Raw genomic sequence first — 12697 nt, 5'->3', positions numbered from 1 at the left:
AGCCTGCTTCTGTAAAAGCAGGCTTTTTTTATATTTTATCAGGGTCTATACCTAACTCACGTAACTTTTCAGCTAATTTTTCTTTCTCTTGAATTGTTTTGCTTAAATCCTCTTGAGTTTTGCTTAAATCCTCTTGAGTTTTTCGCAACTCCTTTTGAGACTCTGTTAAAATCTCTAAGATTTCTGTATAGGTTGCAAATCTTTCGCCTGTGGGTCGGTAGATGTGCATAGTATCTTCCTCAAAGTCTAATACAAACCGAATACCCATCAGCGGACTCTGCCAATGATTAGTTTCTTCTATTTCCTTAAAATGATCTCCTTCTCGTATCCACACTAAAAGTTCATTGATATCAGGGTCGTAGAAATAATATTCCTGCACCCCATAATTCTGATAAAATATCAATTTTCTTGACATTTCCAGAGGCGTATTTCCCGGCGAATTGATTTCAAAAACCACTTGCGGTGAGATATTCTCCTCTTCCCATTGCTTGTACGAACCTCTATCTCCTTTCGGTCTGCCGAATACTACCATTACATCGGGAGCTTTGCGAATTTTAGGATTTCCTTCCACAGGATACCAAAGTAAATCGCCTGCTACAAAAACGTTCGGGTCGTGAGCATACATCGCCTCTAAACCCTCTTTTATTAAAACAATCCAATTAAATTGCTTCGTATTATCTGCCATAGGCATTCCGTCTGAATCTGGATAAACAATGGTTTCTTTTTTATCAAGATATTTGGGTGCTTTCGTTTTTTTTACCAAAGTATCCATAGTGAGAGTTATTTTTACACAAACTTACAAAATCTTTCACAAGAATAAAAGCCTTAACACAAAGTCAAGGCTTTTTGAATCAATTATTTCTTAACCAACGCTCACGCAAGCGTATTTGCTCTGTGGTAGCCTGCGGATTGAGTGAAAAAGTTTTTTCTTTTTCGTCAAAAATAATACCTATTTTATCATAGTATTCTTTCAAAGGTAAAGGTTCGGCATTTTTTACATAACGATTGAAAAAATCTGCAATTTCAGGGTAAGTACGTTTTACGAAAATATCAAACCATTCTTTTTCAGGAAAACTTTTGCTCGGTCCGTATTCTTTGGCAAATTCGTTGATAACATCTCTCAAACCACGCTTTCCTTGCGAAAGTTCCAAAAGACGAATATCCAAAAGCCCTGCCACCAAAGCCCCACGATTGTAAATGTTGCCATATTGTTTTTGACCTTCGGGAGTGTAAGAAGTCAAGCTGATTTTACTTAAACTATAAGTTTTGTCGTAGAAACGTTCATCAACAATTACTTTGCGTCGTAAATCTTTGAAATATTCGTCAAGGGTTTTAATGCTGTAGCAAATTTGCATCTTGTGAGAAGCCCACTCCGTTGTACCTTCGTAAAGCCAAAGATGTTCGGAGGGAGTAGGCGTTACAAAGTTGAATTTTTCAATGATTTCGCTATGAATATTGAGCGGCGTAACAATATGAAAAAACTCGTGAGCGGCAATATCTGTCATTTTTTTACCAAAATCTTCACTCCAATCTTGCTCCTTTATGATGTATTCAGAGCTATATGAATGTTCCCAAGCCCCCGCATTTCTATCTTCAAAGAAAAACAAAAACGTATAACGAGGCACAGGCAAGCCATTCAGAAAAGCATCGGCGGCAACAAGCATATTAGTCATTGAAGCAAGTAATTTTTCAGAAGTAATTTTTGCTGTTTTAGAATAAGTGTAAAGCTCTACTTGGGTACTGCGAATTTTTGTAGAGGCTTTGGAAAGACTGCCAAAAAGAATGGGCGAATCTACAATGTGGTCGTAGTTATTAGCTAAGAAAAAACCATCTTTCATTTCTAGGGCCGTTCCATAAATCCATTCTTGCGGATATAAAAATTTGATTTTCAAGGGAGCAGACTGCATACCTTGTGGATAGCCAAAAACGGTTTGCCCATTGATGAGAGCGTGGTCTTTTTCAAGCGAACTGCCACACATTTCATAAATTTTATTTTCGGTTACGGGAGTATCAAAAGTTTCGGCGATATGATAGCGAATAGTTGCGACTTTTTCAGGATTTGCTATTTCCCACTGATTGGTAGAAATTTGTTTGGCAGTAATTTGTTTTCCTTTGGCGTCAAGGGCTTCAAATTTCCGTACAAAACGCCCCATATCCATCACTTGGTAGGTACCAGGAGCAGTAGAAGCAAACTGATAAATCTTGTTTTCTTTCGTCAATCCTTTAACTTTCAGTTCTACCTTAAAGAGGTCATCGGCTCTATCATTCAAATTTACGGTATATTCCAACACCTTTTGAGCAAGCAAATAGCTCGTATTAAAAACTAAAAGCAGTACGAACAATGTTATTTTTTTCATATTCTTTGTAGTAGTTAAGAAGTTAAAGCTCAAAAATAAAGATTTTTTGGAAGTAAATTCTTAAAAAAGATACAATATTTTAACAAAAATTTCGTAATTAGTGGTAGAAAAACAGATACAAAAACAAAAAATATTTGTGTGTTTTGAAAAAAGACTTATATTTGCCCCAAAACTCTAATGACAATGAGAAAAACAATTACCCTAACGCTTATACTTTTTATTTTTGCATTTTTTGCAAAAGCCCAAATCGGAGATTACAAATCGCATACGGTGTATATTTACAACTTCACCAAATATATTCAATGGCCTGCCACCTATCAGAGCGGTGATTTTGTGATAGCCGTTTATGGTCTTTCTCCTCTTACGGCTCAGCTTCGTGCCGCAACCTCCAACAAAAGGGTAGGAAATCAAAAAATAGTAGTCAAGCAATACTTGAGCCTCAATGCTATTGAAAATCCACACATTTTATTCATCAGCCTCCAACAAAGTAAAAACCTTGAAGCTATCAAGAAAAAATTAGAAGGTAAATCCACACTCATTGTTACAGAAAAGCCGGGATTAGGACCTCAAAGTCATATCAATTTTATCTTACGAGAAGGTAAGTGGAAAATTGAATTAAATAATGCAACCGTAGAGGCGGCAGGTTTGAAAGTTTCCGCCCAGCTTTCCAGAATCGCTATTCCTGTCAGATAATTTTAATAAACAATGATGCAAAACCTGTCAAATAATTACTTGACAGGTTTTATTTTTTCAATTAAGCAGTTGCCTCTACTTCTACTTCTTTTTGAGCAAGGTATCTTTCGGCATCAAGAGCCGCCATACAGCCTGTACCTGCCGCCGTAACTGCCTGCCTGTAAATATGGTCTTGAGCATCTCCACAAGCAAATACGCCCGCAATATTGGTACGTGTAGAGCCTTTTTCAGTAATGAGGTAGCCATTTTCGTCCATATCCAAAATGCCTTTGAATATATCAGTATTGGGCTTGTGTCCGATAGCTACAAAAAAGCCTTGTACAGGAATATCTTTCAACTCACCTGTTTGTGTATTTTTGATACGAATTCCTTCTACTTGGTCATTTCCTAAAATATCTTCGGTAACTGAATTCCAAATAATTTCAATGTTAGGGGCAGACATTACGCGTTTTTGCATAATTTTAGAGGCACGCATTTCATCACGTCTGACAATCATATACACCTTATTGCACAATTTGGAAAGATAACTTGCCTCTTCGCAAGCCGTATCACCTGCTCCAACTACTGCCACATCTTTTCCACGAAAGAAAAAACCATCACAAACTGCACAAGCTGAAACCCCTTTCCCATTGAGGCGTTGTTCGGCTTCCAAACCCAACCATTTTGCAGATGCCCCCGTAGCAATAATGACTGCTTCGGCTTCAATGATAAAACTATCATCTACTACTACTTTATGCGTACCACCCGATAGAAATTCAACTTTTGTAATCATTCCATTACGCACTTGCGTACCAAAACGCTCTGCTTGGCGTTGGAAATCCATCATCATTTGCGGTCCCATAATGCCATCAGGATAGCCCGGATAATTTTCTACATCGCTGGTAATCGTAAGTTGCCCACCGGGTTGGCTACCCGTATAAAGCACAGGGTTTAAGCCCGCCCGAGCCGCGTAAATCGCCGCAGTATAGCCTGCAGGTCCTGAACCAATAATTAAGACTTTTACTCTTTCTTTGACTTGCATTGCTTTTTTTATTTAGTACCTAAATATAATAGATTTTGGGAGCAAAAAGTTCAATTGAACATTTCACAATATTTCTAAATGTAATTTCAGAAAAGTTTTGCCAATACATATTTTATTAGTAAATTGCAAAAATATTTTTTTCGCTTCAAAAATCAACGCAAAAACAATGCAAAAGAAGTTTTTACTCTCGCTGTTTCTTTTAGTTTGGGGTTTATGTGCTTTTTCCCAAGACTATCGCTTAATGTTGCAGTCGGGTAGCAAACCTGATGCCATTGGTTTAGAGCAATACGCTTCACGCAAAGTAAGTCTATTGGGTAGCCGAATGGGGAATGGAAATTACGTTATTTTACAATTTCATCAAATTCCTACGCATAGTCAAAAAGAGGAAATTCGCAGAGCAGGCATACAACTTTTTGACTATCTGCCTCACTTTGCTTTTTGGGCTTATTTGCCTGATGAAGTTTCAAGTAGTAACCTGCAAAATTTAGGTGTAAAAAGCATTTATCCCTACGCTCCTACTGATAAAATCGCAAAACTCATCACTGATAAAGGTATTCCTGATTGGGCTATCAAAGAGCGTGGTAATGTAGATTTGCTTGTTCAAATTTACCCTAATATTCCTTTGCAGGAAGCTCTTGGTCGTTTGGTTTCTTTGGGTTGGGTGAAGGTAGTGCAAGAAAAATTTTTGGCAGATGTGAGCATTTTGCGAGTACCTATCCAGAAGATGCAGGATTTGGCTCAAATTCCTTTTGTATATTTTATAGAGCCTATTTTTCCACCTGCTCAGCTTGAAAACCGCGAAGCTACCAGCAATCATCGCATCAATTTTGTAAATTCTGAATACGCAGGCGGTAGAAAATATGACGGCACTGGCATTGTGGTTTCAATGGGAGATGATGGCACTGCTGATACACACATTGATAAAAAAGGAAGAATTACCAACAACATCACCTCTAATAGTGGTAACCACGGCGACCACGTTTCGGGTATTATTATGGGGGCTGGCAATCTTAACCCTCTGATGAAAGGACAAGCACCCGGAGCTCATCTGGAAGTATATTCTTACCACGACGACATTGACCAAATGCCCACCCCTTACAATACTAAAAATGTTCGCATAACTTCGCACTCTTTGGGAGAAAGCTTAAATGCAGGCTATAATACAGGAGCTAGACAAGTAGATCAGCAGATACGTCAAATGCCTGACCTGATGCACGTATTTTCTGCGGGAAATAGCGGTTCGGCATTTTACACCATTACAGGTGGCAGAAAAGCAGGTAAAAACGTAATCGCCGTGGCTAATCTTTCCAAAACTGACGCTATCAGTAGTAGTAGTAGCCGAGGACCCGCCGCCGATGGCAGACTAAAGCCCGAAGTTTCGGCAGTAGGTTCGAGTGTAAATTCTACGGGAGAAAATAATACTTATTACTCTTCATCAGGGACTTCAATGGCTTGTCCTGCTGTATCGGGTACGCTGGCGGCTTTGTATCACGCCTACCGAGCTTTGAATAGTAACGCAATGCCTACTTCGGATATTATCAAAGGAATTGTAATGAACACCGCTGATGATTTGGGCAATGCTGGACCCGATTTTACTTTTGGCTATGGTCGTATCAATGCTCGCAGAGCGGTGCTTACTTTGGAGCAAAATCGCTATTATGTAAATAGTATTACACAGGGCGTTACCCAAACCCAAACCATTAACGTTCCCGCAGGTACAAAGCAACTCAAAGTAATGCTCTATTGGAACGACTACGAAGGTGCAGCAGGTGCAAGTGTTCCTTTGGTAAATAATTTAAATCTCACTGTTACCCCGCCTTCTGCTTCTCCTGTAAATCCTTGGATTTTGAACCCCAGTGCCACTTCCGACCCTGCGGTACGTGGTGTTGATAATATCAATAACTCTGAACAAGTAACTATTGATGACCCCGCTGCTGGCACTTATACCATTTCGGTAAATGGCTTCGCCGTACCACAAGGACCTCAACAATATGTAGTATGCTACGAATTTGTACAAGATGATGTAGTGCTTACTTTCCCCATTGGTGGAGAAAGTTTTACACCCGGCACTACTGAAAAAATTCGTTGGGACGCTTGGGGCAGTTCTGGCAGTTTTGATTTAGAATATTCTGCCAACGGCGGTACTACTTGGACAAGCATTATCACTGGACTTGCAGGTTCAACCCGCTCTTATGATTGGAATGTTCCTAATGTACAAAGCGGACAGGTACGCGTACGTGTAAGCAAAGGTGCTTTGCAATCGCAAAGTATAGCTAATTTTTCTATTATGCCTTTTCCAAGTGGGCTGAGTGCTTCTGCGGGCTGTTCGGGAGTTAATCTTTCGTGGAGTACCGTAACAGGAGCTACGAGTTATGAAGTATTCCGTTTGGGTACAAAATATATGGAATCGGTTGGGACGACTACTGCTACTAATTTTGCCGACAATGTTCCCACAGGTGATACCTATTGGTATGCCGTTAGAGCTTTGGGACCAAGTGGAGCGGTAAGCCGTAGATGCAATGCTATTTCCTTCAATCTCACTTCTTACGTTTGTGCTACCGATGCCGCTATCGCAAACATTTCTCCTTCGGGCAATTCTTGCAATATGTCAGAAAATAGCGAAGTGAAAATTACCGTACAAAACGTAGGCACTAGCACTCTTAATAACTTAACCCTCAATTATGAAGTAAAAAAATCTGATAATACCCTTGTAACTTCTGGCTCGAGCAATATTGTCTCTCTTGCCGCAAATGCTACACAAGAAATTACTTTCACTGCTAATTTAGGCATTATAGATGAAACTTATCAGATTTCTGCTACCGTAAACGTAACAGGCGACCAAAATGCCTCCAACAACCAGCGTAATGTATCGGCTAAAAATGTGAGTATCAACCTAACCCTTGCTTATGACAATGGTGTTTTAAGAGCCACACAAGGGCATCGGAATTATCGTTGGTTCAGAGATGGGCAGTTTCTTGCAACCACAGGAGCAAATCACGAATGGTCTCCTAACACACTCGGAACATACCAAGTAGAAGCTCAATCCTACACCAACAATTGTAAAAAAATGTCTAACGAAGTGGTTGTTACGGTACTTTCTTTGCAAGATGTTTCCAATGAATTACTTATTGTCCCCAATCCCACAGAAAGTGAAATAAGTATTACTTTGCCCAAAAATTTGCAAAATAACTCACAATTTACGCTCATAGATGTAAAAGGTAGAAAGCTACTGGAAGGCTCTTTGCAAGAAAATCAGAATATTGATGTAAGCAAATTGCCCAAAGGTTTGTATATTTTAGAAATCAAAAATGCTACCCACCGAGCTATTCGGAAAGTAGCGAAGCAATAAATGCTAAAATCCCCTTTCAGTTTGCTGTAAAGGGGATTTTTTTCTAATCTACTTGATAACCCAATCTTTTGAGCCACTTTTCCTGCTTTCGCCAATCCTTTTCTACTTTCACAAACTGCTCCAAATGTACTTTTTTGCCAAAAAACTGCTCCATTTCTTTACGAGCCTCTGTACCTACTTTTTTCAAATCTTTGCCTCCTTTACCTATCAAAATACCTTTTTGGCTCTCTCTTTCTACAATAATTTCCGCCTGAATATGAAGAATACCTTCTTTTTCTTTGAAAGAAATTATTTGCACATCTGTGCTATATGGCACTTCTTTTTGGTAATGTAAAAAAACCTTTTCTCGTAAAATTTCCGCCGCAAAAAAACGCTCTGTTTTGTCCGTGAGAGCATCTTCATCAAAATAAGCGGGGTGTTCGGGAAGTCTTTCTACAATTTTTTGCAAAAGAACATCCGTCTGAAACTGATTGATTGCCGAAATAGGAAGTATCGGCACATTAGGGAAAAGTTGTTGCCATTCTAAAACTTTACTTTCCAAAGTTTTTTGGTTAATCAAGTCAATTTTATTCAAGATAATCATCAGTCGGTCTTGATGTTGCGATAAAAGAGTTATCAATTTTTCATCTTCTTCGTTATCGCTTACGTCTATCACCCACAAAAGCAAATCGGCATCTTCCAAACTTTCCTCCACAAATTTCATCATTACCTTGTGCAAGGCATATTTTGCCTCAATAATGCCCGGTGTATCGGAAAAAACAATCTGATAACTATCCGTTGTGAGAATGCCCTTAATGCGGTGGCGAGTAGTTTGAGCTTTGGGCGTAACAATCGCAAGTTTTTCGCCTACAAGGGCATTCATCAGCGTAGATTTCCCCGCATTAGGCTTGCCGATAATATTTACAAAACCAGATTTCATTGGTTAGATGTTAGATGTTTAGATAAAGGGTTGAAATCTGAAAGTATTTGTAGAAATTTAATCTACCTTTCACGAAACTTTGCTACCCAAAATTTAGTTTTGCAAAAAAAGGCTTTTTTCTATGAAAAAACAAGAAAGTATCCCCACTTCCAAAGTAGCTCGTGCCACAAAATTCATTCAGACAGGTGTAAAAGTAGGTGGAAATTATCTTAAACACTATGCCAAAAAGCTCGTAAATCCTGAACTCAGCAAAGAAGAACTTCACGAAAATAATGCCGAAGATATCTATAAAACGTTAAGCCAACTCAAAGGCAGTGCCTTGAAGGTTGCCCAAATGATGAGTATGGATAAAAACGTTTTGCCCAAAGCCTATGTGGATAGATTTACAATGGCTCAATATTCTGCTCCGCCTCTTTCCTACCCGCTCGTGGTAAAAACCTTTAAGCAATACTTGGGCAAAGCCCCTACGGAAATCTTTGATACTTTTAGTAAAGATGCTATCAATGCCGCCTCTATTGGGCAAGTACATCAGGCGACTTTGAAGGGTAAAAAATTCGCTGTAAAAATTCAATATCCGGGAGTATCCGAAAGCATCAAATCCGATTTGCGAATGGTAAAACCATTTGCTGTTCGCATTTTGAATATGAATGAAAAAGATATTGACCTGTATATGCAGGAGGTAGAAAGTAAACTTTTAGAAGAGGCTGATTATGATTTAGAACTGAAACGCTCCATAGAAATTTCAAAGGCTTGTTCGCATTTTCCTGATTTATTTTTTGCTCAATACTATCCTGAATATTCCTGCAAAAAAATCCTAACTATGGATTGGCTGGAAGGCAAACATTTACCCGAATTTTTGAAAACTAATCCTTCGCAAGAAGTTCGTAATCGCATAGGTCAAGCCCTTTGGGATTTTTACGATTATCAAATTCACACGCTCAAAGCCGTTCACGCAGACCCCCACCCTGGAAATTTTTTGCTCACCCCCGAAGGTAAAGTCGGTGTAATTGATTTTGGCTGTATCAAAGAAATTCCGCAAGAATACTACGACAATTATTTTATAGTTATCAATCCGTATTTGCTTAAAGACGAAGCTACACTCCTGCAAACCTTTAAAAATTTAGGTTTCATCTTGCCCCAAGATACCCCCGAACAACAAGCCCTCTTTGCCAATCTTTTCAAAGGAATGATAGAACTACTTGGCAGACCTTTCCACCAAGAAACATTTGACTTCGGCGATGATAGCTATTTTCAAGAAATTTATCATTACGCCGAAAATTTGGCTCGTATGGAAGAACTTCGCAAAGCCAATCAAGCTCGCGGTTCAAGACACGGCTTGTATATCAATCGCACTTATTTTGGGCTGTATTCTATCCTAAACCAACTCAAAGCCAACATTCGCACCACTAAACCTGAATTTTTGAGCAAGCCAATTCAATAGACGTAAGAAACAGGAAACAGGAAACGAGAGATAAGAAACAGGAAAAAAGAAAAATGCAAGTTTATAAAATTTTAGAAGAAGCCTATAAACACTTCAACCAACCTGCCTTCATTGAAAATGACCCTATCTGCATTCCTCACAGCTTTACAGGCAAGCAAGATAGGGAAATCGCAGGTTTTTTTGCCGCAACTCTCGCTTGGGGACAGCGAAAAGTGATTATTCGCAAATGTCGCGAACTCCTACAAATGATGGATAATGCCCCCTATCATTTTGTAAAAAATTTTCAAGAAACAGATTTGAAACCTTTTCTGCAATTCAAACAACGTACTTTTAATGCTGATGATAACCTTTATTTTTTGCACTTTTTGCAGTTTTGGTACAAAAAACACGAAAGTTTAGAGGAGGCTTTTGTTCAAGAGTTTTCCTTGCAAGAAAAAAACATAGAAAAAGCTCTTATCCATTTTGAAAAAACTTTTTTTTCACTTCCCTTTGCTCTTGCACGCACACGCAAACATATACCTACCCCTACAAGAAAATCTACCTGCAAAAGGCTGTGTATGTTTTTGCGTTGGATGGTGAGAAAAGATAAAAACGGCGTAGATTTTGGTATTTGGCAAAAAATTAAACCCTCCCAACTCGTCTGCCCTTGCGATGTACATACCGAACGCACCGCCCGAGCATTAGGACTAATTACCCGCAAATCAACCGATTGGCTCGCCGCTTTGGAACTAACAGAAAACTTACGCAAATTTTGCCCCCAAGACCCCGTAAAATATGATTTTGCTTTGTTTGGGCTGAGTGAAAAAGGTAACTTACGTATCTAATCAAAGCATTTTAAGAACAAATAGCCTTATTTATCTTTTCTTTTTCGCCCAAAATTTTTAACTTTATTGCCATAAAAATTGAGCTGTATGAAAAAATTATACTTCTTTCTGTGGTTTTGTGTTCTTGCAAATTTTGTTTTTGCTCAAAAAAAATCTTTAAGACAAGCAGAATATCATTATAGCTATCAGGAGTATAGCCTTGCTATTCCATTTTATGAAGCGTACATCAATGAAGAGCCTAAATTAGAAAAAATCGTTGATGCCAGCTATAAATTAGGCATTTGCTATTTGCAAACTGCCCACAAAGGGAAAGCACTACCTCATTTAGAATTTGTGTATGAGTATGCTCCCAAGCATCATAAAAATCTAACTTACTACCTTGCTCAAACCTATCATTTTTTGCACAATTGGGATAAAGCTGAAAAATTTTATCAAATAGCAATGAGCGAAAGCGAATTTGCCAAAGATATTCCTAAACACTTGCAAGAATGCAAATACGGCAGAGAGTACACCAAAGACCCTTCACGTGTAGTTATTGAAAATTTGGGAGATATTCTCAATTCACCCTATCCCGAGTACGTACCTGTTATATCAGAAGATGAAAAGATTATGCTTTTTACGGCTCGCCGCCCCAATACCACAGGCGGTGGCAAAGACTATGACCAAGAATATTTTGAAGATATTTACATTTCAGAACATATCAATGGTAAATGGACAGAACCTAAAAATCTGCCTCGCCCTATCAATGGTAATTCTCACGATGCTTGTATCGCTCTTTCGCCTGATGGTACAAAACTTTTTGTCTATAAAACAGGCTCGGGCAAAGAGAAAATGGGAGATATTTATATTTCCGAAAAACAATCTGAGGGCTGGACTGAACCTAAATCTATGGGTAATAAAATCAATACCAAATACCGCGAACCTTCTATTTCTATCACTCACGATGGCAACACTGTGTATTTTTCTAGCGACAGACCGGGCGGCTTCGGCGGGCTAGATATTTACAAATCCACCAAAAACGAAAAAGGCGAATGGGGCGAACCTATCAATTTAGGTTCTACTATCAACACCCCTTACGATGAAGATGCTCCCTTCATTCATAATGAAACTACTCTCTATTTCAGTTCGCAAGGGCATAGCTCTATGGGCGGCTACGATATTTTTGTAAGCGAACTGAAAGACGGCAAATGGACTACCCCACTGAATATGGGCTTTCCTATCAATACCGCCGATGATGATATTTATTTTGTGGTTTCAGCGGATAATAAAAGAGGATATTTTTCATCAGGTAGGGCAGGTGGCTTGGGCGATAAGGATTTGTATGTTACTTATTTGCCTGAAAGAAATTTAGAGTATGTAAAAGTGGATAAAAACACACAAATCCCAGATAAACAAGTAGCTATTAATATCCCAACACCTCAAACTCCTACCCAAGAGGAGAAAAAATTTATTACTATTCTAAAAGGCACTATTCGTGATGCCAAAACTAAAGAACGTCTTTCCGCCGCTATCACGCTCTACGATTTGCGAGACAATCACTTAGAGGAGGAAATGACTTCCGAAGAAAAAACAGGTAAATACGAAACCATTGTTCCTGCTGACAAACATTTCCTTATTAGCGTAGATAAGGAAGGCTATATGTTTCATTCAGAGGAATTTACCGTACCACCCCAGCCCAAAGACAAAAACCAAGAAATTATCGTAGATATTGACCTTGTGAAAATTGAAAAAGGTGCGAAAATCAAACTCAAAGTATTTTATGACTTTGATAAAGATTTCTTACGCCAAGAGTCTGTTGTAGAATTAGAAAAATTAGTAGCTTTCCTTCAAAGATACCCCAAAGTAAAAGTAGAAATTTCGGGACATACCGATGCCATTGGCACAGAAGCTAAAAATCAAGGGCTTTCAGAACGAAGGGCTCAATCTGTGGTGCGTTATCTGGTAGAAAAAGGTATTGACCCTAAACGCTTGGTTGCCAAAGGCTATGGCGAATTGCGTCCTATCGCTCCCAATGATACCGATGAAGGCAGACAACTCAACCGCCGTACTGAATGTGAGATTATAAGCGTAAATTAGCTATCCCTCAAAAATTA

At 38.8% G+C, this 12697-nt stretch carries 9 protein-coding genes; 5 read left to right on the top strand and 4 right to left on the bottom strand.

Going from position 1 to position 12697, the window contains the following annotated elements; all coding sequences use genetic code 11:
- Nucleotides 1-28 precede the first annotated feature (28 nt).
- On the bottom strand, nucleotides 29-772 hold the full coding sequence (locus Rain11_RS09190) for a Uma2 family endonuclease (RefSeq protein ID WP_101359067.1): 744 nt from the start codon (nucleotides 770-772) through the stop codon (nucleotides 29-31).
- A 79-nt stretch (nucleotides 773-851) separates the two neighbouring features.
- A complete protein-coding gene (locus Rain11_RS09185) occupies nucleotides 852-2357 on the bottom strand; it encodes a M61 family metallopeptidase (RefSeq protein ID WP_101359066.1) in 1506 nt (501 codons plus the stop codon).
- 183 nt (nucleotides 2358-2540) lie between these two features.
- On the opposite strand from Rain11_RS09185, the gene Rain11_RS09180 reads away from it, so the two are divergent.
- Nucleotides 2541-3050, top strand: coding sequence for a YfiR family protein (locus tag Rain11_RS09180; RefSeq protein WP_165778107.1), 510 nt, complete (start codon nucleotides 2541-2543; stop codon nucleotides 3048-3050).
- 61 nt (nucleotides 3051-3111) lie between these two features.
- Here Rain11_RS09180 and trxB read toward each other — a convergent pair whose 3' ends face one another.
- The gene (gene trxB, locus Rain11_RS09175) at nucleotides 3112-4071 is read right to left on the bottom strand and encodes a thioredoxin-disulfide reductase (protein WP_101359064.1); all 960 of its coding nucleotides are present in this window, start codon (nucleotides 4069-4071) and stop codon (nucleotides 3112-3114) included.
- A gap of 166 nt (nucleotides 4072-4237) precedes the next feature.
- Here trxB and Rain11_RS09170 point away from each other — a divergent pair, with 166 nt between their 5' ends.
- Nucleotides 4238-7420, top strand: coding sequence for a S8 family serine peptidase (locus tag Rain11_RS09170; protein WP_101359063.1), 3183 nt, complete (start codon nucleotides 4238-4240; stop codon nucleotides 7418-7420).
- 43 nt (nucleotides 7421-7463) lie between these two features.
- Here the strand turns inward: Rain11_RS09170 and era are convergent, their stop codons facing one another.
- Nucleotides 7464-8339 (bottom strand): GTPase Era, encoded by an 876-nt coding sequence (gene era, locus Rain11_RS09165; protein ID WP_101359062.1) that lies wholly within the window; start codon nucleotides 8337-8339, stop codon nucleotides 7464-7466.
- A gap of 121 nt (nucleotides 8340-8460) precedes the next feature.
- On the opposite strand from era, the gene Rain11_RS09160 reads away from it, so the two are divergent.
- The 3 genes from Rain11_RS09160 to Rain11_RS09150 all read left to right on the top strand — a co-directional run bounded on the left by Rain11_RS09160 (nucleotide 8461) and on the right by Rain11_RS09150 (nucleotide 12680).
- Entirely contained in the window at nucleotides 8461-9780 is a 1320-nt protein-coding gene (locus tag Rain11_RS09160; protein WP_101359061.1) for an ABC1 kinase family protein, read from the top strand.
- 53 nt (nucleotides 9781-9833) lie between these two features.
- Entirely contained in the window at nucleotides 9834-10604 is a 771-nt protein-coding gene (locus tag Rain11_RS09155) for a TIGR02757 family protein (protein ID WP_101359060.1), read from the top strand.
- 87 nt (nucleotides 10605-10691) lie between these two features.
- A complete protein-coding gene (locus Rain11_RS09150) occupies nucleotides 10692-12680 on the top strand; it encodes an OmpA family protein (protein ID WP_101359059.1) in 1989 nt (662 codons plus the stop codon).
- Nucleotides 12681-12697: the final 17 nt, after the last annotated feature.

The sequence above is a fragment of the Raineya orbicola genome, assembly GCF_002843425.1.
Classification (GTDB): domain Bacteria; phylum Bacteroidota; class Bacteroidia; order Cytophagales; family Thermonemataceae; genus Raineya; species Raineya orbicola.
This window is presented reverse-complemented; position numbering and strand designations above follow the sequence as displayed.